The sequence below is a fragment of the Porphyromonas sp. oral taxon 279 str. F0450 genome (assembly GCF_000292995.1).
GTDB lineage: Bacteria > Bacteroidota > Bacteroidia > Bacteroidales > Porphyromonadaceae > Porphyromonas > Porphyromonas pasteri.
In genome coordinates this window covers 152,956-176,557 of sequence record NZ_ALKJ01000016.1, presented here as the reverse complement: position 1 = coordinate 176,557, position 23,602 = coordinate 152,956, and the positions used below count along the sequence as shown (strand labels likewise).

The 23,602-nt window shown below is 57.4% G+C and carries 12 protein-coding genes and 2 tRNA genes; 3 read left to right on the top strand and 11 right to left on the bottom strand.

What is annotated here, in order from left to right:
- Positions 1-236 precede the first annotated feature (236 nt).
- The 11 genes from rpoC to HMPREF1323_RS03575 all read right to left on the bottom strand — a co-directional run bounded on the left by rpoC (position 237) and on the right by HMPREF1323_RS03575 (position 12,977).
- Positions 237-4,592, bottom strand: a complete 4,356-nt coding sequence (gene rpoC, locus HMPREF1323_RS03625; protein ID WP_009432736.1) for a DNA-directed RNA polymerase subunit beta' — start codon at positions 4,590-4,592, stop codon at positions 237-239.
- A 25-nt stretch (positions 4,593-4,617) separates the two neighbouring features.
- Entirely contained in the window at positions 4,618-8,430 is a 3,813-nt protein-coding gene (gene rpoB, locus HMPREF1323_RS03620) for a DNA-directed RNA polymerase subunit beta (RefSeq protein WP_009432700.1), read from the bottom strand.
- Between the two features lie 117 nt (positions 8,431-8,547).
- Complete coding sequence (gene rplL / locus HMPREF1323_RS03615) at positions 8,548-8,916, bottom strand: 50S ribosomal protein L7/L12 (protein WP_009432679.1); 369 nt, start codon at positions 8,914-8,916, stop codon at positions 8,548-8,550.
- Between the two features lie 56 nt (positions 8,917-8,972).
- On the bottom strand, positions 8,973-9,485 hold the full coding sequence (gene rplJ, locus HMPREF1323_RS03610; protein ID WP_009432754.1) for a 50S ribosomal protein L10: 513 nt from the start codon (positions 9,483-9,485) through the stop codon (positions 8,973-8,975).
- 17 nt (positions 9,486-9,502) lie between these two features.
- Positions 9,503-10,198, bottom strand: a complete 696-nt coding sequence (gene rplA, locus HMPREF1323_RS03605; protein WP_009432822.1) for a 50S ribosomal protein L1 — start codon at positions 10,196-10,198, stop codon at positions 9,503-9,505.
- Between the two features lie 11 nt (positions 10,199-10,209).
- Positions 10,210-10,650: a 50S ribosomal protein L11 gene (rplK, locus tag HMPREF1323_RS03600; RefSeq protein WP_009432763.1), complete on the bottom strand. Its 441-nt coding sequence runs from the start codon at positions 10,648-10,650 to the stop codon at positions 10,210-10,212.
- A 59-nt stretch (positions 10,651-10,709) separates the two neighbouring features.
- Positions 10,710-11,261: a transcription termination/antitermination protein NusG gene (nusG, locus tag HMPREF1323_RS03595; protein ID WP_044115652.1), complete on the bottom strand. Its 552-nt coding sequence runs from the start codon at positions 11,259-11,261 to the stop codon at positions 10,710-10,712.
- A 23-nt stretch (positions 11,262-11,284) separates the two neighbouring features.
- Positions 11,285-11,491: a preprotein translocase subunit SecE gene (secE, locus tag HMPREF1323_RS03590; RefSeq protein ID WP_009432821.1), complete on the bottom strand. Its 207-nt coding sequence runs from the start codon at positions 11,489-11,491 to the stop codon at positions 11,285-11,287.
- A gap of 17 nt (positions 11,492-11,508) precedes the next feature.
- Positions 11,509-11,581: transfer RNA gene (locus tag HMPREF1323_RS03585), tRNA-Trp, on the bottom strand.
- 63 nt (positions 11,582-11,644) lie between these two features.
- Entirely contained in the window at positions 11,645-12,832 is a 1,188-nt protein-coding gene (gene tuf, locus HMPREF1323_RS03580) for an elongation factor Tu (RefSeq protein ID WP_044115653.1), read from the bottom strand.
- A 73-nt stretch (positions 12,833-12,905) separates the two neighbouring features.
- Positions 12,906-12,977 (bottom strand) — tRNA-Thr (locus tag HMPREF1323_RS03575).
- Positions 12,978-14,053: 1,076 nt separating this feature from the next.
- Here HMPREF1323_RS03575 and ruvA point away from each other — a divergent pair.
- The 3 genes from ruvA (at position 14,054) to HMPREF1323_RS03560 (ending at position 23,583) form a co-directional block, all read left to right on the top strand.
- Positions 14,054-14,674 carry a Holliday junction branch migration protein RuvA gene (ruvA, locus tag HMPREF1323_RS03570; RefSeq protein WP_009432803.1) on the top strand — a complete coding sequence of 207 codons (621 nt, stop codon included), beginning with the start codon at positions 14,054-14,056 and terminating at the stop codon, positions 14,672-14,674.
- Positions 14,675-14,679: 5 nt separating this feature from the next.
- Complete coding sequence (gene sprA, locus HMPREF1323_RS03565) at positions 14,680-21,801, top strand: T9SS outer membrane translocon Sov/SprA (protein WP_009432785.1); 7,122 nt, start codon at positions 14,680-14,682, stop codon at positions 21,799-21,801.
- Between the two features lie 558 nt (positions 21,802-22,359).
- Positions 22,360-23,583: a uracil-xanthine permease family protein gene (locus HMPREF1323_RS03560; protein ID WP_009432705.1), complete on the top strand. Its 1,224-nt coding sequence runs from the start codon at positions 22,360-22,362 to the stop codon at positions 23,581-23,583.
- Positions 23,584-23,602: the final 19 nt, after the last annotated feature.

Genomic DNA, 23,602 nt, shown 5'->3' with positions numbered 1-23,602 from the left:
GAATGCGATACCTTAGCACACTAAATAGAGGGCAGGACTCGCGGCAACCGTCTCATATCGGTTCAAATCGCCCCTCCAAAGGCCGCCTCTATCTTCCTATAAATAAACCACACACCACCGCTAAAAATGGGGCTACTCCCCCCGAAAAAGAAGCCCCCATCAGTATGGGTACAAAAAGGTCCCGCCCGCAGGAGCAAGGCTCTTGCGGGCGGGGCAGATGTTATAGGGAGGAGGGCTTAGCCAGCGATGCTGATGTCACCTTCGAGGTCGAGACCAGAGGAGGCAGCGAGTGCCTGTTCGTGTTCGCTCACAGGCATGACCACGAGACGCTTGTACTCACGCAGACCCGTACCAGCGGGGATGAGGTGACCACAGATGACGTTCTCCTTGAGGCCTTCGAGCGTATCGACCTTACCATTGATAGCAGCATCGTTGAGGACCTTCGTCGTTTCCTGGAAGGAAGCAGCCGACATGAAGCTCTTCGTCTGCAGAGCGGCGCGGGTGATCCCCTGGAGGATCTGGCGAGCCGTCGCGGGCTTAGCTTCGCGGACCTCTACGGTACGTAGGTCACGGCGCTTCAGCTGGCTGTTCTCATCACGCAGCTTGCGGAGCGTAACGATCTGCCCTGGGCTGAGGGTCTCGGAGTCGCCAGCGTCGACGACGACGACCTTACCCCAGAGGCGGTCGTTCTCATCCATGACCTCAAGCTTATCGACGACCTGCTGCTCGAGGAAGAGCGTATCCCCTGGATCGAGGATCTCTACCTTGCGCATCATCTGGCGGACGATGACCTCGAAGTGCTTGTCATTGATCTTCACACCCTGCAGGCGGTAGACGTCCTGGACTTCGTTGACGATGTATTCCTGGACAGCCGTGGGGCCCTTGATCTCGAGGATATCGGTAGGCGTGATAGCACCATCAGAGAGAGGCATACCAGCGTAGACCGAGTCACCCTCCTGCACGAGGATCTGCTTAGAGGTAGGTACGAGGTACTTACGCTCTGCGCCGAGCTTGGTGGTGACGATGACCTCACGATTACCACGCTTGAGGCTCTTACCGAAGGAGACGACACCATCGACTTCTGCTACGACAGCAGGGTTAGATGGGTTACGTGCTTCGAAGAGCTCCGTGACACGAGGCAGACCACCGGTGATGTCACCAGCCTTGCTCATCGAGCGAGGGATCTTAGCGAGCGTCTCCCCGACGTGGATCTCGGAGTGGTTCTCCTGGACGACGTGAGCACCTACAGGGAGGTTGTAGCTCTTGAGGAGGTTACCGTTGGCATCCTCGATATGGATACCAGGTACGACGTTACGGTCCTTCGATTCGGTGATGATCATTTCCTTCAGACCCGAAGCTTCGTCAGACTCGACGCGGTAGGTAGAGCCTTCGATAAGGTTATCGAAGACGACCTTACCCGAGACTTCGGAGATGATGAGAGCATTGAAGGGGTCGAATTCGAAGAGCGTCTGACCCTTCTTGACCTCTTCACCTTCAGCGAAGAAGAGCTTAGCACCGTAAGGCACCTTGACAGAGCGGAGGACGATCTTCGTATTCTTATCGGAGATCTTCAGCTCGGTCATACGGCTGACGACGATGTTGACGGGCTTGCCACCATCTTCGGAAGCCACTTCGGCGACACGCAGGTCATCGAAGGTGACGATACCATCGTACTTAGCAGCGACACTATTGCGCGTAGCGACGTTCGAAGCTACCCCCCCGACGTGGAAGGTACGGAGCGTCAGCTGTGTACCAGGCTCACCGATAGACTGAGCAGCGATGACCCCGACGACCTCACCCTTCTGGACGAGGATGTTCGTAGCGAGGTTACGGCCGTAGCACTTAGCGCAGACACCCTTCTTAGACTCACAGGTGAGTACCGAGCGGATCTCGACCTGCTCGATGGGCGATGCCTGGATGCGCTCAGCAGCAGCTTCGCGGATCTCTTCGCCAGCGCGGACGAGGACTTCACCCGTAGAAGGATGGATCACATCGTGTACAGAGACACGACCGAGGATGCGCTCATAGAGGGTAGCTACTACTTCGTCGTCGTTGTCTTCCTTGGTGAGCTCGGTAGCCACGAGACCACGGAGCGTACCGCAGTCTTCTTCGGTGACGATGACATCCTGCGAGACGTCTACGAGACGACGCGTGAGGTAACCAGCGTCAGCCGTCTTCAGAGCCGTATCAGCAAGACCCTTACGAGCACCGTGGGTAGAGATGAAGTACTCGAGCACGGAGAGCCCCTCCTTGAAGTTCGAGAGAATTGGGTTCTCAATAATCTGCCCGCCCTCACTACCGCTCTTCTGAGGCTTAGCCATCAGACCACGGATACCGGAGAGCTGACGGATCTGCTCCTTCGAACCACGAGCACCAGAGTCCATCATCATGAAGACGGAGTTGAAGCCCTGGTTGTCTTCGCTCAGGTGCTTCATCAGGATACCCGTGAGCTGGCTATTGACGTGCGTCCACGTGTCGATGATCTGATTGTAGCGCTCGTTGTTCGTAATGAACCCGCCGCTATAGTTCATCATGATCTCTTCGACAGCTTCGTAACCCTCAGCGATGAGCTTAGCCTTCTCTTCGGGGATGATGACGTCACCGAGGTTGAAGGAGAGACCGCCCTTGAAGGCCATGTAGTACCCGAGGTTCTTGATATCATCGAGGAACTGTGCCGTGATAGCCACACCACAGACCTTGATCACGCGGCCGATGATGTCACGCAGGCTCTTCTTACCGAGGACTTCATTGACGTAGCCCACTTCCTTAGGTACGTACTCATTGACGAGCAGACGACCCATAGAGGTGTCGACCATATGACGGATGGGTTCGCCATCCTTGACGTCGTCGACGTAGACCTTGATAGGAGCGTGGAGGTCGATCTTACCTTCGTTATAAGCGATGGTAGCTTCCTCGACACCGTAGAAGGTGTAGCCGTCACCCTTAGCACCTGGACGGAGCTTGGTGATGTAGTACAGACCGAGCACCATGTCCTGCGAAGGAACGGTGATAGGCGCACCATTGGCGGGGTTGAGAATATTGTGCGAAGCGAGCATGAGCATCTGCGCTTCGAGAATAGCTTCGTTGCCGAGAGGGAGGTGGACAGCCATCTGGTCACCGTCGAAGTCCGCGTTGAAGGCGGTACAGGACAGCGGATGGAGCTGGATAGCCTTACCCTCGATCATCTTAGGCTGGAAGGCCTGGATACCGAGACGGTGAAGTGTAGGAGCACGGTTCAGGAGGACGGGGTGGCCCTTCATGACGTGCTCGAGGATATCCCATACGACGGGATCCTTGCGGTCTACGATCTTCTTCGCGCTCTTGACCGTCTTGACGATACCGCGCTCAATGAGCTTACGGATGACGAAGGGCTTGTAGAGCTCAGCGGCCATGTACTTAGGCAGACCGCACTCGTGCATCTTCAGCTCAGGGCCGACGACGATAACCGAACGGGCAGAGTAGTCGACACGCTTACCGAGGAGGTTCTGACGGAAGCGACCCTGCTTACCCTTGAGGCTATCGGAGAGGGACTTGAGCGGACGGTTGTTGTCGGAGCGTACAGCGCTTGACTTACGCGAGTTGTCGAAGAGGGAGTCGACAGCCTCCTGGAGCATACGCTTTTCGTTGCGCAGGATGACCTCAGGAGCCTTGATCTCGATCATACGCTTCAGACGATTGTTACGGATGATCACACGACGATAGAGGTCGTTGAGGTCAGACGTAGCGAAGCGTCCCCCATCCAGAGGTACGAGCGGACGGAGATCGGGTGGGATGACGGGCAGCACCTTCATGATCATCCACTCGGGGCGGTTGACATTCTTGGAGGCGCGGAAGCTCTCTACGACCTGAAGGCGCTTGAGGGCTTCGTTCTTACGCTGCTGTGAGCCGTCGGTGCTGGCGCGGTGGCGCAGCTCATAGGACAGAGCATCGAGGTCGAGGCGAGCGAGCATATCGTAGATCGCCTCAGCACCCGTCTTACAGATGAACTTCTCGGGATCCGAGTCTTCGAGCTGTGCATTACCTGGATATTCCTGATCGAGGTAATCAAGGTAGTCGAGGTACTGCTCTTCGGTGAAGACAGGATTGGGATCCTTGTCGAGCGACTTAGCGGCGGTCTCCTTCGTCAGGTCATCATTGATGCGAGACTGGAGCACACCACCCTGGATGAGGACGTAGCGCTCGTAGTAGATGATAGACTCGAGCTTCTTGGTAGAGAGACCAAGGAGGTAGCCCATCTTGTTGGGGAGTGAGCGGAAGTACCAGACGTGTGCGATGGGCACCTCCAGCTTGATATGCCCCATACGCTCACGGCGTACCTTCTTCTCCGTGACCTCGACACCGCATCGGTCGCAGACGATACCGCGATAGCGGATACGCTTGTACTTACCACAGTGGCACTCGAAGTCCTTGACGGGACCGAAGATGCGCTCACAGAAGAGCCCATCACGCTCGGGCTTGTAGGTACGGTAGTTGACGGTCTCGGGCTTCAGCACTTCGCCGCTGGAGTTCTCTAAGATCTCCTCAGGGGAGGCAAGAGAAATCCGGATCTGTGAGAAGTTGCTCTTTATCTTATTGTCTTTCTTGAAAGCCATAATAGAAAGGGAAATAATGCGGATCTTATTCGAGGGAGAAGCTTAGACCTAAGCCCTTAAGCTCGTTGAGCAGTACGTTGAGCGACTCAGGGATACCAGGCGTAGGCATGGGATCACCCTTGACGATCGCTTCGTAAGCCTTCGAGCGCCCGTGGACGTCGTCAGACTTGATGGTGAGGATCTCCTGGAGGATGTGCGAAGCACCGAAGGCTTCGAGAGCCCAGACTTCCATCTCCCCGAAGCGCTGACCACCGTGCTGAGCCTTACCACCGAGTGGCTGCTGCGTGATGAGCGAGTAAGGACCGATGGAGCGAGCGTGCATCTTGTCATCGACCATGTGACCGAGCTTGAGGAAGTAGGTCACACCGACCGTAGCGGGCTGGTCGAACTGCTCACCCGTACCACCGTCGAAGAGGTAGGTCTTACCATTGCGAGGAAGCCCAGCCTTATCCGTCCATGCGTGCATATCATCAAGCGAAGCACCGTCGAAGATAGGCGTAGCGAACTTGCAGTCAAGACGACGGCCAGCCCAAGCAAGGACAGCCTCGAAGATCTGACCGAGGTTCATTCGTGAAGGCACACCGAGGGGGTTCAGACAGAGGTCGACAGGCGTACCATCTGCGAGGAAGGGCATATCCTCCTGGCGGACGACCTTAGAGACGATACCCTTGTTACCGTGACGACCTGCCATCTTATCACCGACCTGGATCTTACGCTTCTTAGCGATGTAGACCTTGGCCATCTGGATGATACCGGAGGGCAGTTCATCACCCATGGTCTCGTCGAGCTTCTTACGACGGAGATCTGACTCGTATTCCTTAGACTTCTTGAGATAGTTGGAGATCACCTCCGTGATGAGCTTATCCGTGTGCTCGTTGCCCGTCCACCCCGAGAAGATGATCTCGTTGTAGTTCAGAGCCTCGAGCTCAGTGCGGGTGAACTTAGCACCCTTGCGAATCTTCTCGACACCGAGGAAGTCCTTCACGCTGTTCTTACAGGTCTTGCCTGAGGTCAGCTTGAAGAGCTTGTCGATGAAGAGCTCACGGAGCTCAGCCTGCTTGCGCTCTGCCTTCTCTTCGAGGGCCAGGACAGCATCCTTCAGCTCGGAGCGATTCTTCTTAGCAGCCTTAGAGTAGAGCTTCGTATCGACGATGACACCACGCAGTGAGGGCGTAGCCTTGAGTGAAGCATCCTTCACGTCACCAGCCTTATCACCAAAGATAGCACGGAGGAGCTTTTCTTCTGGCGTGGGATCCGACTCACCCTTAGGCGTGATCTTACCGATCAGGATATCACCTGGCTCGACGCGAGCCCCGACACGGATGATACCGTTCTCATCGAGGTTCTTCGTAGCGTCATCGCTGACGTTGGGGATATCGCTGGTCAGCTCTTCGAGACCGCGCTTCGTCTCACGGACCTCGAGCGTATACTCGTCGACGTGGACAGAGGTGAAGAAGTCCTCACGGACGAGGCGTTCGTTCAGCACGATAGCATCCTCATAGTTGTAACCCTTCCAAGGCATGTAAGCGACCTGGACGTTACGACCGAGAGCAAGCTCACCAGCCTGGGTAGAGTACCCTTCGGTGAGGACATCACCGGCCTCGACACGCTGCCCCTTGAAGCAGATAGGACGAAGGTCGATCGTGGTGCTCTGGTTCGTCTTGCGGAACTTAGGCAGGCTGTAGGTCGTGATAGGATCTTCGAAGCTTACGAAGAGCTCGTCATCCGTGCGGTCGTAGCGGATCTTGATAGAGGTAGCGTCGACGAAGACTACTTCACCAGCGCGCTCTGCTACGATCTGCGTACGAGAGTCACGTACCAGCTGAGCCTCGATACCCGTACCGACGATAGGAGCTTCGGGACGGAGGAGAGGTACAGCCTGACGCATCATGTTCGATCCCATGAGCGCACGGTTAGCATCGTCGTGCTCCAGGAAGGGAATGAGCGAAGCAGCGATAGAGGCGATCTGCGTAGGTGCAACGTCCATGAGCTGAACTTCAGCGGGCGTCACGACAGGGAAGTCAGCCTCCTTACGTGCCTTGACAGCGTCGCGGAGGAAGTTACCTTCATCATCCAGAGGAGCATTCCCCTGAGCTACGATGAGGTCTTCTTCTTCCTCAGCGGTATAGTACTTCAGAGCCTCATCAGAGAAGTCAACCTTCCCGTTCTCGACGCTACGGTAAGGCGTCGTGATGAAGCCGAGGTCATTGATCTTCGCATAGACACAGAGCGAAGAGATCAGACCGATGTTTGGCCCTTCAGGCGTCTCAATAGGACAGAGACGACCGTAGTGGGTATAGTGTACGTCACGGACCTCGAAGCCAGCACGCTCACGAGAGAGACCGCCAGGACCGAGAGCCGAGAGACGGCGCTTGTGCGTGATTTCGGCCAGAGGGTTCGTCTGGTCCATAAACTGCGACAGCGCGTTCGTACCGAAGAATGAGTTGACGACCGAGGAGAGCGCCTTAGCGTTGATCAGATCCGTAGGGACAAAGACTTCGTTGTCACGGACGTTCATACGCTCACGGACGGTACGAGCCATACGAGCTAGACCGACGCCGAACTGATTGTAGAGCTGCTCACCGACGGTACGTACACGACGATTCGAGAGGTGGTCGATATCGTCGACGACCTCCTTAGAGTTGACAAGCCCGATGAGGTACTTGATGATGGCCACGATATCCTCGTTGGTCAGCACACGTACCTCGGGATCGATGTCGAGACCGAGCTTCTTATTGATGCGATAGCGGCCTACTTCACCGAGGTCATAGCGCTTGTCGGAGAAGAAGAGGTTCGAGAGGACTTCACGAGCGTTGGCCTCATCGGCAGGGTCTGCATTACGCAGCTGACGATAGATATAGTAGAGGGCGTCGTGCTCGGAGTTACAGGGGTCCTTCTGCAGGGTGTTGAAGATCAGCGTGAAGTCAAGAGAATCCTCGGTCTTCTCCTTGTGAAGGAGGATCGTCTTGTTGCTCGACTCAAGGATCAGGTCGATGTTGTCTTCAGTGATCTCTGCCTCACGCTCTACGAGGACGGTGATACGCTCCATGGAGACGACTTCACCCGTATCCTCATCGCTGAGGTCATCGATATAAGTCTTGGTGACGCGGCCAGCAAGGCGGCGACCGATGTGCTTCTCAAGGTTAGCGCGCGTGACCTTCACCTCTTCGGAGAGATCGAAGAGATCGAGGATCTGCTTATCAGACTCAAAGCCAATAGCACGCAGCAGGGTCGTCACAGGGAGCTTCTTCTTACGGTCAATGTAGGCATACATGACATTGTTGATGTCCGTAGCGAACTCGATCCAAGAGCCCTTGAAAGGAATGATACGTGCCGAGTAGAGCTGCGAGCCGTTGGTGTGCGTGCTCGTGCCAAAGAACACCCCGGGAGAACGATGGAGCTGCGAGACGACGACGCGCTCAGCTCCATTGATGACAAACGTACCCGACTCCGTCATGTAAGGGATGTAGCCCAGGAAGACATCCTGCACAACCGTGCTGAAGTCCTCGTGGTCGGGGTCGGTACAAGACAGCTTCAGCTTCGCCTTGAGGGGGACGCTATAGGTCAGACCTCGGCTCAGGCATTCCTCGATAGTGTACTTAGGAGGATCGACATAGTAATCGAGAAATTCGAGAACGAAGTTATTACGCGTATCTGCGATAGGGAAGTTCTCATTGAAGACTCGATATAGGCCCTCAGACTTACGGCTCTCCGTAGCGGTGTCAAGCTGGAAGAAGTCGCGGAAGGACTTCAGCTGCACCTCTAAGAAGTCTGGGAAGACGAGAGGGTTCTTTATCGAAGCAAAGTTGATTCTCCCTGATTTTGGATTGGAAGCCATCTATTGATTCTTTGAGTAAAAAGGGGGTTCGGGAATGTTTAGACACGAAATGGTTAAGACCCCCCTCGTCGGGGGATCTTAACCATAATCACCTGATTAGAGGTGCTATAGGTGGGCTTACTTAAGTTCTACTTCAGCACCAGCTTCTTCAAGAGCCTTCTTGAGAGCTTCTGCAGTAGCCTTGTCTACGCCTTCCTTAACAGGAGCGGGAGCAGCGTCTACGATGTCCTTAGCTTCCTTGAGCCCGAGGCCGCAGTGTTCCTTGACAGCCTTTACTACCTGGAGCTTAGCAGCGCCAGCGCTCTTGAGGATAACGTCGAAGGAGCTCTTTTCTTCTTCCTGAGCGCCTTCAGCGGGGCCAGCTACGACAACAGCTGCAGCTGCTGGTTCGATTCCGTACTCGTCCTTAAGGATAGCTGCGAGTTCGCTTACTTCCTTTACCGTCAGGTTTACAAGCTGTTCGGCAATTGCTTTGATATCTGCCATGTCGATTAGTTATTTCGTTGTTGTTGTTTTTGTTTGTGGGATAGTTAGGACTCCTCTTATTCAGCAGCAGCTTCGGTAGCTTCGCCTTCGCCCTTGTTTTCAAGAGCAGAGATGACGTTGCGAATGGGAGACTGGAGGAGAGCGACGACGTCTGCGATAAGCTCTTCCTTGCTCTTGATAGCGACAAGTTCAGCGAGCTGGTCAGCGCCATAGAAGCCCGTCTCAGCATAAGCAGCCTTGAGGCGGAGCTTGGACTCTTCCTTCTTGTCCTTAGCGAAGTCCTTGATGATCTTAGCGGGGGCATTAGCTACCGTGGTGAACATGATAGCGGTGTTCCCCTTGAGGGCTGAGTAGATTGCAGCGAAGTCTGTTTCGGACTCGGAGAGAGCGCGGCGAAGCAGGGTGTTCTTAGCTACTACCAGACGGATACCCCCCTTGTTACAAGCACGACGGAGCTGGGCGGTCTTAGCGGCGTCCAGGCCTTCGATGTTGGTCAGGTAGAAATGTGGGTACTCGTTGAGGTAGCCCTTGAGCTGCTCTACGACGGTGCCTTTATTTTCCTTTCTCATGATTTCTTCCTCTGTTATTATTCTTCTACTGACTTAGGATCGATCTTGATACTTGGGCTCATCGTGCTGGAGAGGTAGATGCTCTTGACATACGTACCCTTAGCAGCAGATGGCTTGAGGCGGAGGAGCGTCGTGATGATCTCGTTAGCGTTGTCGTAGATCTGATCAGCCGAGAAGGAGACCTTACCGATAGAGGTATGGACGATCCCCGTCTTGTCGACCTTGAAGTCGATCTTACCAGACTTCACTTCCTTGACAGCAGCAGCGATGTCGTTGGTTACCGTACCGCTCTTAGGGTTTGGCATGAGGCCACGAGGACCGAGTACACGACCCAGAGCCCCGATCTTACCCATGATAGCAGGCATGGTGATGATGACGTCGATATCAGTCCAGCCACCGCGGATCTTCTCGATGTACTCATCGAGGCCGACATAGTCAGCACCAGCAGCCTGGGCTTCAGCTTCCTTATCAGGAGTACAGAGCGCAAGCACACGTACCTGCTTCCCCGTACCGTGGGGGAGGGTAACGACGCCACGAACCATCTGATTTGCCTTGCGAGGATCGACGCCGAGGCGAACATCCACATCAACAGAAGCATCGAACTTGGTATCGGTGATTTCCTTTACCAGCGCAGAAGCTTCGCGGAGTGAATAGATCTTCCCGGGCTCGATCTTGCTAAAAGCGATCTTTTGCTTTTTCGTAAGTTTACTCATCTTTCTATTGATTAGTTACCGGGAAATTCGCCCTTTACAGTGATACCCATACTGCGAGCCGTACCAGCGACGATCTTCATCGCAGCTTCGACGGTGAAGCAGTTCAGGTCGACAATCTTATCCTGTGCAATCGCGCGGACCTGTTCCCACGTCAGTTCAGCTACCTTATTACGGTTAGGCTGTGCAGAGCCACTCTTGAGCTTTGCTACTTCCTTGAGCTGTACAGCGACGGGAGGAGTCTTGACGATGAAATCAAAAGACTTGTCAGCATAGTAAGTGATCACTACGGGGAGGACCTTACCAGCCTGGTCTTGAGTTCTGGCATTGAATTGCTTGCAAAACTCCATTATATTGATCCCCTTGGCACCAAGAGCAGGTCCCACGGGAGGTGAGGGGTTTGCAGCCCCACCTTTAATTTGCAATTTTAGTTGTCCAGCAACTTCCTTAGCCATTGTCTTGAATCTTAAGTGTTACACACTAGAACGTGAGAAGGAGCACCTGCGTAACCAGCTTACTCCTTGACCACTTGCGAATAATTGAGCTCCAGCGGAGTCTTACGTCCAAACATCTTCACCATCACGCGAAGCTTCTGCTTCTCGGGGGTTACCTCTTCGACGGTAGCCTCGTAGTTAGCGAAAGCACCATCGATGATACGTACCACGTCGCCCACATAGAGCTCGAGGTCGTACACCCCTTCGGAGTCAGCCATCTGGTCTGCACGACCGAGGATGCGCTCCACTTCACTTCTCTTGAGCGGCTCGGGTTCTCCACCCTTGTTCGCTCCGAGGAAGCCGATGACGTTAGGCATATTGCGCAGGGTGTGGGCTACATCGCCGAGCAATGCGGCCTCCACGAGCACATAGCCTGGGAGGTAAGGACGCTCCTTGATGACCTTCTTACCAGCACGCTGGGTCACGATCTTCTCTGTGGGGATGACCACCTGGGAGACATACTGACCAAGATTAGTATTCTTCATCTCAGCCTCCAGCTGCTCACGCACCTTGGCCTCCTTACCGCTAACGGCTCGGAGCACATAGAATCTCTTTTCTGCTACTTCAGTCATGATGGGAAGGGTCTCAGCGAAGCTTAGGCTCCGATACGGCTATACACAAAATCAAGGATGGTCTCAAAAGTCTTGTCCATCCCTAAAACGACCAGAGCGATGATGAGGGAAGCAACCATCACCACCACGGCACTATTGGTGAGCTCTGAACTTGACGGCCAGGACACCTTCTGTGTAAGCTCGACATACGAGGCGCTGAACGCACCTCCTATCTTCTTAATGAAACTCATTATCGTTTTCTATTTAGCACGGGTTGAGAGACTCGAACTCCCGACACCTGGTTTTGGAGACCAGTGCTCTACCAACTGAGCTAAACCCGTAGAAGAAGGGACAGACGGGACGAGGCGCCTCGTCTGTCCCTTACTTTGAGGACTATCTGATGATTAGTCGAGGATTTCGGTGATCTGACCCGAACCTACCGTACGGCCACCTTCACGGATAGCGAAGCGAAGACCTACGTTGCAAGCTACTGGGTAGATGAGTTCGACGTTGATCTCAACGTTGTCACCAGGCATCACCATTTCTACACCTTCGGGGAGAGTGATCTCACCAGTTACGTCAAGCGTACGGATGTAGAACTGAGGACGATACTTGTTGTGGAAAGGAGTGTGGCGACCACCTTCTTCCTTCTTCAGGACGTAGACAGAAGCCTTGAAGCGAGAGTGGGGCTTTACCTGACCAGGCTTAGCGATGACCATACCACGCTTGATTTCGTTCTTGTCGATACCACGGAGGAGGAGACCGACATTGTCACCAGCCTGACCTTCGTCGAGGATCTTGCGGAACATTTCAACACCCGTAACAACGGACTTGAGACCTTCTGCACCGAGACCGATGATCTGAACTTCATCACCCGTGTGGATAACACCCGTTTCGATACGACCCGTAGCTACCGTACCACGACCGGTGATCGAGAATACGTCTTCGACAGGCATAAGGAAGGGCTTATCGATGTCACGAGGAGGCAGGGGGATCCAGGTGTCGACAGCATCCATGAGCTCCATGATCTTGTCTTCCCAGACAGGCTCACCATTGAGACCACCGAGGGCAGAACCACGGATAACAGGAGTGTTGTCGCCGTCGAATTCGTAGCTAGAGAGAAGCTCGCGCATATCCATTTCTACGAGTTCGAGCATTTCTTCGTCGTCAACCATGTCACACTTGTTCATGAAGATGACGAGACGAGGAACGTTTACCTGACGAGCCAGAAGTACGTGCTCACGCGTCTGGGGCATAGGACCATCCGTAGCAGCAACTACGATGATAGCACCGTCCATCTGAGCAGCACCCGTGACCATGTTCTTCACATAGTCAGCGTGACCTGGGCAGTCAACGTGAGCGTAGTGACGGTTAGCCGTCTCGTACTCAACGTGTGAGGTGTTGATCGTGATACCACGTTCCTTTTCTTCAGGAGCATTGTCGATGGAGTCGAAAGAACGGAGTTCAGAGAGACCCTTCTTAGCAAGCACCGTCGTGATTGCTGCGGTAAGGGTCGTCTTACCGTGGTCGACGTGACCGATCGTACCAATGTTTACGTGTGGTTTCGATCTGTTAAATGTTTCTTTAGCCATAACTAAAATTATCTATTCTTAAGAAATACTTCGTTGTATTCTAAGTGCGTATCACTACGTCGACTCCAACGAGAGCCGATGCCGGGACTTGAACCCGGGACCTCTTCCTTACCAAGGAAGTGCTCTACCGCTGAGCTACATTGGCTTGTTATCTACGAGTGCGAAGAAGACGCCTCTTCTCCTCATCCAGCAGGGCTTATGAGATAAGTATCCCCGCTAATTCGGTTGCAAATATACGCACTTTCTTGAATATACCAAAACGCGCGCCACGATGCGGTAGATTTTCGCACCCCATCAAACTACCCCACCCGATCACTCTCCCTCTCTATAATATAATGAACGCGCGCGTAAGAGCGGGAAGAGGTCAAGCGATGAGAAGGATGAAGCAGCATCCATCCAATGCTGGTAGAATGGGGCGAATAGGAGAGAAAAAAAACGAACCTATATAGGTCGGCGGGTGAACCTATATGAGACTGTTGCTTTCGAGTCCTGCCCTCTACTTATTGTGCTAAGGCATCGCGCGCTCAGCTCTCCGATATGCCTCTCCGAAGTGCTACACAAGTCCTTCGCTTTATCACACGTATTCCTCTTACTCTGCGGAGGGAAAAGCGTCCTTCTCGTGAAGGGGGAAATCGCATTCACGTAGTAGGATTTCTCTATCTACGCACGTAGTCTTAAAGACCAGGCACGCAAATCCAAATATCCACATACGTAGATATTAGAGCCACGTACGTAGTCCAAACTTATCTGCCACTCGTCCATAACTTTTATCCCTACGCAGAGCAACAACCTATGTATAGGTCACGAAGCGAAGTAATATAGGTCACATAGAGCATCCTATATGGGTCAGCTCAGCGACCTATGTAGGTCGGCTCAGCAGCTTTATATTGACTGCACCCCTCCCCCTACACATGGAGCCTTCCCCCCTAACGGCTGCACGCCGATGGCTCGGGGTAGCTGCATCAAAGCACAAGTATCTCGGTCGCACACCCTTCTTGGGAATTGCACTACAAGGCTAGGAGCGCGAGTGAAACGACAGAGAGTAGAGAGTCCAAAGCTGCAAATAGTCATTTGCAAATCAACTTTGCCTCCATACGGCTTGCTGATGAGGTAGAGCTTTTGTGATGCAGGAGCACTGCCGATGGCAGGCGGTTAGCGGGGAGATAGCGCCTTTTCCCTAACTTTGCCAGCGACAGTACAGAAAGAAAAATCCCGCATACAATGATAGCTTACCTTCGCGGAGCCTACACGGAGCTTACCCCCACCGCCGTCCTCGTCGAGTGCGCAGGCGTGGGCTACTCCGTGGCCATCTCCTTGACCACCTATACCGCCCTCTCCGGACAGAAGGAGGGCAAGATCCTCATCACCGAGATCATCCGCGAGGATGCTCACCTACTCTACGGCTTCGCCACGGCGGCAGAGCAAGACCTCTTCCGTCACCTAATGACCGTCTCGGGTGTCGGGCCGAATACCGCCCGTATCATCCTCAGCTCTTACCCCCCGCACGAGCTGACGAGCATTATCACGCTCGGACAGATCGAGCCTCTCAAGGCGATCAAGGGGATTGGCCTGAAGACCGCACAGCGCATCCTCGTCGACCTACGCGGCAAGCTCCCCGCTCTCGAGGAAGACGCCAGCCCCGCGACGACTATCCCCACGACGACCTCCCGTGGCAAGAAGGTACAGCCACTCGACACCACCACTCCGCAGGAAGCCGTCAGCGCCCTGAAGATGCTGGGCTATCCCGAAGCCTCCGCTCAGAAGGTCGTACGCGAGCTCATCGCTTCTGACCCGACCATCAGCGTCGAGGAACTCATCAAGCAGAGCCTCAAGCTCCTCTAAGGCTCGTGCGTACGTGGCGGGTAACAAGACACATCCGACGCCTGCTGGGAAGCCTCCTTCTCGGCACGGCCGTCCCCCTTGTTCTCGCCGCCCAACTCCCCATACTCCCCACCACAGCTGACAGCATCTCTCCGCGAGGGGCGATGCCTGCCCTCGCTGCACCCCTTCTCGAGACGCGCTTCGTCTATGAGCCGAAGAGTGAGCGCTACCTGCTGACGACCTTCCTCGACGGCAAGCCCTTCGGCACTCCCCTCCCCTATACCTTCGCCGAATACCTCCGCTACCAGAGCCTCCGTGGTCAAGGGCTCCACTGGGACAGTCTCAACGCTCCGATGCGCAGTAGCACCCAGCGCGCCAGCAAGCCCATACGCCGTGGGGTCATCGACCGCATCTTCGGCCCTGGTGGCCTGCGTCTCAAGCTCCAAGGGCACGCCGACCTCTCGGCTGGGGGGAAGACCGTTCGCTCCGACAACCCCGCCCTACCACAGGGCGCACGCAAGCAGACCTACTTCGACTTCGAGGAGAAGATCCAGGCTGGTGTGCAGGCTTCGCTCGGGACAAAGTTCCAGACGGGGCTGAACTACAACACCGCTTCCTCCTTTGACTTCGACACGAAGAAGCTCCGCTTGGCCTTCGAGGGTGAGGAGGATGACATCATCAAGCTCATCGAGGTGGGGAGCGTCTCGATGAGCCCTCGCAATAGTCTCATCAGCGGCGGGGGCGCCCTCTTCGGCCTGCATACCAAGTTCCAAATGGGGCGTCTCGAGGCCGACCTCCTCCTGAGCCAGCAGCGCACCGAGAGCCGTCGCGCCTCCAGCCGTGGGGGCGAGCAGGCCGAGCGCTTCGAGCTCTCCGCCTCGAGCTACGACGCCCTGCGCCACTTCTTCCTCGGGGACTTCTTCCGCACTCAGTACGACGGCGCTCTCAAGAGCCTACCCTACGTGCGCTCCTCGATACAGATCACCCGTATCGAGGTATGGGTGACGAACCGCCGTGGGCACTTCGATGATGCCCGTGACGTCGCTGGCTTCGCTGACCTCGGTGAGCCCCAGCGCCTGCACAACAGCTTCATCCAGCTCACCAGCCCCTCAAACCCCATCCCCTCCAACGGTGCGAATAGCCTCTACGCCACCCTTACCGCTTCCCCCCCTCTTCGCCAGCTCAGCGCCCTCAGCTCGGGACTACCCGCCCTACGCCCCGCCCTCGACTACGAGCGCATCGAGAGCGCACGACGCCTTGCCCCGAGCGAATACACCCTACACAGCACCCTCGGCTACCTCAGCCTCACGACGCCACTCGCCGCCGATGAGGCGCTCGCCGTAGCCTATGAGTTCACCTACGAGGGGAAGGTCTACCGCGTGGGGGAATTCGCAGCCGACCAATCCGAAGGCACCTCCTCCCTCCTCTTCGTCAAGCTCCTCAAGGGCACGGACTTCTCGCCAAAGGCTCCGACGTGGCCGCTGATGATGCGCAATGCCTACCGCCTTGGCGCAGGTATCACTGCTCTGCAGCGTACGGGCTTCCAGCTCGACGTCGTCTACCGCGATGATGCCACGGGACGCGCCCTGCCCTACCTGCCTGATGGCCCGCTGAAGGGCAAGCAGCTCCTCAGCGTCCTCGGACTGGACCACCTTGACGCCCAGCAGGAGGCACGCAGTGACGGGCGCTTCGACTTCGTGGAGGGCTATACCATACGCTCCAGCGAAGGGCTGGTCTTTTTCCCCACGATAGAGCCCTTCGGCTCGACACTCACGACGGCTCTCGGCGCAGGGAGCTGGAGTGACCGCTATGCCTTCCCCGAGCTCTACACGATGACTGCCGTCGAGGCTGCCCAGCACTCGGAGAAGAACAAGTACTATCTGCGGGGCGAATACCGTGCTACCTCAGTGGGAGAGATCTCCCTCGGCACGGTGAACGTCGCCCCAGGCTCGGTGCGTGTGACAGCTGCTGGCGCGCTCCTCACCGAGGGTACGGACTACACCGTCGACTACACCGCAGGGCGCGTGAAGATCCTCAACCGCCAGCTCATCGACGCCAAGACGCCCATCGAGGTGAGCCTCCAAGGCGGTGACGCCCTCAGCCAGCAGCGCAAGACCCTCATCGGCCTCGACCTCAACTACCGCTTCTCTAAGGACCTCCGCCTCGGCGCCACCCTGATGCACCTCTCGGAGATGCCTCTCACGGCGAAGGCAGCACTCGGACAAGAGAGTATGCGCAATACGATGTGGGGCGCCAACCTCTTCTACCAGACGAAGTCACCCCAGCTCACGCGCCTACTGAATCACCTCCCCTTCGTCGACCTCACACAGCCCGCCTCCTTCTCCCTCTCGGCAGAGGTGGCGCAGCTCCTCCCTGGACACTACAAGAGTAAGTACAGCGACGGCAGCAGCTACCTCGATGACTTCGACGCAGCACATACCGCTATCGACCTGATGAGCCCACAGGCCTGGCGCTTGTCCTCCACACCCGCGACGCTCGTCCCAGCGGGAATAGGCGCGAGTGACTACCTGCGCTACGGAGAGCGTAGAGCACGACTCGCGTGGTTCACCATCGACCCGCTCTTCACCCGTGAGCGCAGTGCCTATACCCCTGCCTATATACGCAGCGACCTCAGCCTCGTGAGCCGACATCTGGTGCGCGATATCCCGACGGCAGAGCTTTACCCAAACAGAGAAGTGAATGCCAGCCTACCGAGCTATATCCCCACCTTCTCGCTCAGCTTCTATCCCGAGGAGCTGGGCCCGTACAACCTCAATGCGGCGAGCCTCACAGCCGACGGAAAGATCAGTGATGCCCGTGGGAGCTGGGCGGGCATCATGCGCAAGATCGACCAGACGGACTTCGAGGCAGCGAACGTCGAGTACGTGGAGTTCTGGCTCATGGATCCTTATGCCGACGAGGGCACACCCCCAGCAGGGAGTGGTGGCGACCTGTACATCAACCTCGGAGATATCTCGGAGGACATCCTGCATGACGAGCGCCGCTTCTACGAGAGTGGCCTGCCGCTCACACCTCAGCCAGGAGCTACGGTCTCCACACCTTGGGGGATCGTGCCGACACGCCCGAGTGCAGGCTATGCCTTCGACAATGCAGCTGGAGCGAGAGAGAAGCAGGACGTCGGGCTGAATGGCCAATCGTCCGCCGAAGAGCGCCAGCATCCGAGCTATGCCTCCTTCCTCAGCGCTCTACGCTCCCGCCTCTCCAGCACGACCCTCCAGCGCTGGCAAGACGACCCACAGAGCCCACTCCACGACCCTGCAGGCGATGATTTCCACCACTACCGCGGGGCAGACTACGACACCGAGCGCCTGCCGATCCTCGAGCGCTATAAGTACTTCAACGGCACGGAGGGCAACTCGTCGGAGCGCCTTGGGGGCGATGGCTACAGCACCGCCGCTACCGTGAGCCCTGACACCGAGGATGTCAACGGCGACTACAGCATGAATGAGCTCGACCGCTACTATGAGTGGAAGATCTCACTACGCCCCGAGGATCTCGTCGCGGGGCGTGGGTTTATCACCAGCAGCCGCAGAGTCGAGGCTCAGCTCCGTGATGGGAGGACTTCTCCCGTCACGTGGTATCAGTTCAAAGTCCCCCTCTCAGCCTTCACCAGCCGTATCGGTGGCATCAGCGATCTGAGGAGTGTGCGCTTCATGCGACTCTACCTCACGGGCTTTGACCGCGAGACCCAGCTGCGCTTTGCCTCGCTACGCTTGGTGCGAGGTGACTGGCGCACCTACGAAGGGAGCCTTGATGAGGGACAGCCGGCACCCAGTGCCTCCACCCGCTTCTCCGTCACGTCGGTCAACATCGAGGAGCACTCCGACCGCACTCCTGTCAGCTACACGCTCCCCCCAGGCGTATCTCGCTCGCTCGACGCCCAGCGCGGGCAGAGCCTCCAGCAGAATGAGCAAGCCCTCTCCCTACGCCTCGAGGATCTCCCCGCAGGCGAGAGCCGTGGCGTCTACCGCCGTGTGCAGTACGACCTTCGTCGCTACCGCCGTCTGCAGCTCTTCGCCCATGCCGAGGCGCTCCTCGGTGACCTCACGGGGCTGGGTGATGGAGATATGACGCTCTTCGTGCGCCTCGGCTCGGACTACACCCAGCACTACTACGAGTACAGCCTACCGCTCACACTCACTCCCGCAGGACACTACAGCAGTCTCAGCCCCAGCGACCGCCGTCGTGTATGGCCCGAGGAGAATAGCATCGACCTAAGTTTAGAAGACCTCGTCTCCCTCAAGCGAAGCCGTAATGCTTCGCTCTCCGCAGGGCTCGGTGGCGCCTCACTCTACCGCCCCTTCTCACGCCCCGACGCCAAGCACCCCACCCATACGCTCACCGTCCTCGGCAATCCCTCCCTCTCCAGCGTGCGGGCGCTGGTCATCGGTGTGCGCAATAGCGCGGGCCTCACGCGCAGTGTCGAGGTCTGGGTCAATGAGCTTCGCGCCAGCGACTACCACGAGGAGGCAGGCTGGGCAGGGCAGCTACACAGCACGCTCCAGCTGGCGGAGCTGGGCGAAGCCAGCCTAAGAGCCCAATACGTCTCGGCAGGCTTCGGTGCTATCGACGCCCCACTGATGAGCCGCACGCTCGAGAGTCGTCGTGCTATCCAGTTCGCCTCCACGCTCGAGCTCGGCCAGCTCCTCCCTGCCGAGGCGAAGGTGACCCTCCCCATCTACTACACGGTGAGCGACGAAGTGCTGACCCCGCAGTACAATCCGCTCGATGAAGACGTGAAGCTCACCGATGCTCTCAGCGACCTCACCACGGAGCGTGAGCGCAAGGAGCTACGTGCTCGCAGCCTCACGCACCGCCGTAGCCAAGGCCTTGCCCTCTCGAAGGTCGCCGTCGGCATCCGCTCCGAGGAGCCTATGCCCTACGACCCTGCGAACCTCTCCTTCAGCTACGGACACAATACCTCCTCCGAAGAGACTCCCGACATCGAGTATAGCCGTCACCTCGACTGGCACGCCGCCCTGCGCTACGACTATACGCCGACCTTCCGCCCGCTACGGCCCTTTGCCAAGGCTTCGGGCGCCAGCCCGTGGGCGGACTTCCTCCGTCAGTACACCTTCACTCCGTGGCCCAGCCGTCTCGTCCTCGAGACCTCGATGGTGCGACGCTACGACGAGGAGCAGCTCCGTAGCCTCGGCGATGAGCTGAGTGGCACGCGCCTCCCCGCGACCTTCGCCCAGCAGTTCATCTGGAACCGCCGTCTGCAGCTCAACTGGAATCCCACCCGTTCGCTCCAGCTGGCCTTCAACTCCGGCACCGACGCACGTATCGAAGAGCCCCACGTGCAGGTCAATCGCCAGCTCCAGCCCGATGCGTGGCGTGCGTGGCGTGACTCCGTCGGACAGAGTATCCGTGAGGGGGGGACACCCATCCACTATGCCCAGCAGGCAAGCCTCGGCTATAAGCTCCCCACTTCCGACATCGCGCCCCTCTCCTTCATCCGCTCACAGCTCTCTTATAGCAGCGCCTATTCGTGGGACCGTGGGGCGGTACTCCCCGACCCGACCATCCGCCTGGCGCATACCCTTATGGCGCAGGGCGCACTCGAGTCCACCACGCAGCTCCAGCTCCGCCAGCTCTATCAGCACATCCCCGCACTCGCTCGGCTGGAGCGCCGCTTCGGCACGGCTGGTATGACCACCAGCGAAGGGCGCGGGAAGAAGGCCAAGGGTGGGAACGAGGGGAACGAGCTCATTGACCGCCTCCTCTACGCCCTCCTTATGGTGAAGGACGTATCGCTGACCTACCGCTCTACACGCAGTACGCTCCTCCCTGGCTTCCTCCCCACCATCCGAGCTATCGGGGGACAAGGCTCTTCGGGCGGTGTGCTCTCCCCTGGCGTGGGCTTTGCCTTCGGGCTAAGCGATGTGGACTTCATCGACCGCCTTGCCGAGCGGGGCGACCTCCTCATCTCGACGGAGCACCTCACCCCAGGGGTCTTCACCCACACCCGCACGGTGGACCTACGTGCCACGCTCCAGCCCCTACGCCACCTCACCATCACGCTCTCGGGCAATCACACCCGCACCGACCGCACCGAGGTACAATATATGTATGCGGGTAGCCCCCGACTCTACGGCGGGGACTTCACGATGACGACCATCGGCCTCAAGGGCTTCTTCGCCCCTCTCCGCTCCGAGGAGGGCTACCTCTCCGAGACCTTCGCCGAGATGCTCCGCCTAAGAGAGCCCATCGCTCGCAGGCAGGAGGAGGCAGGTAGCCCCGCCACAGGGCTCACCATCGACCGCAATGCTTCTGCCGTCCTTATCCCCGCCTTCCGCACAGCCTATATGCACGGCTCAGGGAAGGGGCGCAAGGGGCTGAGCGCCCTACCCGACCTCCTCGGCATGCTCCCGAACTGGTCGGTGAGCTACACGGGGCTCTCCGAGCTGCCCTTCCTCAAGCGCCACTTCCGTAGCGTGACCCTACGCCACACCTACCGCGCCACATACACCGTCGGGGGCTTCTCGTCGCTGGCAGGCTGGCAGGGGAGCGATCCCGACGCCATCGGCCTCTTGAGCGAGACGACAGCGGGCGGAGGAGGAGCGATGAGCAGCGCACGCCTTAGCTACGCCTATGACATCCCGTCGGTAGCACTACAGGAGAACTTCTTCCCCCTCATCGGGCTTGACCTGACGTGGCTCAATGGTCTCGGGACGAGTGCGCAATGGCGCCAAAGCCGTGGTGCCGTCCTGCACCTCGGGGCGCGTAGCCTCATCGAAGCCCTCTCGCATGAGCTAAGCCTCGGCCTCACCTACAAGATCGACGACCTCACGAGCCTCATCAGCCCCACCACCGCCCGCCGTAAGAAGCGCCGTGCGAGCAAGGAGCCTACGACGACCTCTGCCCACGGCCTCACCCTCCGAGGCGAATATGCACACCGCCGCACACTCACCCTCCTGCGCCGTCTTGAGGAGGGCTATACCCAAGCAACCTCGGGGATCATCGACCGACGCCTGCGCCTCAGTGCCGAATATGAGCTGAGCCGACAGCTCGGTCTCGAGGCGTACTACGAGTACAGCCGCAATGTACCACTCGTCAGCGCCTACTCCTTCCCCATCTCCACCAGCAGCTACGGCCTCTCTCTGCGCATCACGCTCGACAACTAACCGTCCCCCTCACGGCTCGACATACCAAGCCCGCACGAAGCATGCTCCTCGGCATCTTCGTGCGGGCCTTTCATATTCACGAAGCCCCCTTATCCCAGACGAAGCTACACGGACCTCTACGGGGGAGGGATTGCAACCTATATAGGTCGACGAGTCAACCAATATTAGGTTGTTGCCCCGCGTAGGGATAAAAGTTGCGGACGAGTGGTAGATAAGTTTGGGCTACGTACGTGGCTCTAATAGCTACGTACGTGGATATTTGGATTTATGCACCTGGTCTTTAAGACTACGTACGTAGACAGAGGAAAACCACTACGTGAAGGCGCTTTTTTCTTCACGAGAAGGATACTTTTCCTTCCGCTGAATAAGAGGAATACTCGCGATAAGGCGAAGGGCTTGTGTATCTCTTCGGAGAGGTATATCGTGGAGCTGGGCAGGCGATACCTTAGCACTCTACTATGGAGAGAGTTTGCGCAATCAATGATTGGGGTACTCTATATAGTGGAGAGATTAGCTACTTTTGTGAGCGTAATCACACTCCCCCCCCTTGAGAAAAGCATGACCTCTGACACCACCCCGCTCAGCCCCCTGCGCAAAGGGATCGCTGGCGCACAGTACCTATTCGTTGCCTTCGGGGCTACAGTCCTCGTACCCATCCTCGTCGGGCTCGATCCATCGACCGCCCTCTTCTCGGCGGGTATCGGCACCCTCCTCTTCCACCTCGTGACCAAGGGCAAGGTACCTATCTTCCTCGGTAGTAGCTTCGCCTTCATCGCACCGATCATCAAAGCCACAGAGCTCTACGGACTCAGCGGTGCACTCTTCGGCTGTATCGGGGTGAGTGCCGTGTACTTCGTGATGTCGCTCCTGATCCGTCTCTTCGGCCTGCGCTTCATCTCCCGCCTCTTCCCTCCGGTCGTCATCGGCCCTATCATCATGCTCATCGGGCTCTCCCTCTCGGACTCCGCAGTGAAGATGGCAGCGACGAACTGGCCTCTGGCGGTCATCTCGCTCGCTACGGCGATCATCGTCACGCTCTACGGCCGAGGGATCACGAAGCTCATCCCCATCTTCCTCGGTATCGTCGTGGGCTATATCGCTGACCTCATCTTCTTCGAGGTCGATCTAAGGCCCATCGCCGAGGCCTCTTGGCTCAGCCTACCTAAGATCACGCTCCCCGAGAACTTCTCCTTTGCCCCCATCCTCTTCATGATCCCCGTGGCCATCGCTCCCGTCATCGAGCATATCGGTGACGTGTATGTGGTGAATAACGTGGCAGGGAAGAACTTCGTCAAGGACCCCGGCCTGCACCGCACAATGCTCGGCGACGGTATCGCCTGTCTCTTCGCCTCACTCGTCGGAGGGCCTCCTGTGACGACCTACTCTGAGGTCACGGGCGCCATGTCACTGACGAAGGTCACCGACCCACTGGTCTTCCGTATCGCAGCCGTCACGGGCGTGCTCTTCTCCCTCATCGGGAAGGTCAGCGCCCTCCTGCGCAGCATCGACCAAGCTATCCTCGGTGGGATCATGCTCCTGCTCTTCGGCACGATCGCGGGCGCAGGGATCTCGAGCCTCCTGCATAGCCGTGTGAACCTCGCCTCGTCGCGCAATGTGGTCATCATCTCCGTCACCCTCACTACGGGTATCGGGGGTGCCGCACTCTCCTTCGGCAACTTCTCCCTCTCGGGTATCGGGCTCTCGGCTGTCATCGCCGTAGTACTGAACCTGCTCCTCCCCGAGCGCAAGGAGGATCGCGAGGAGCCTACTACGAAGCACTGACTTAACTCTCACAATAATC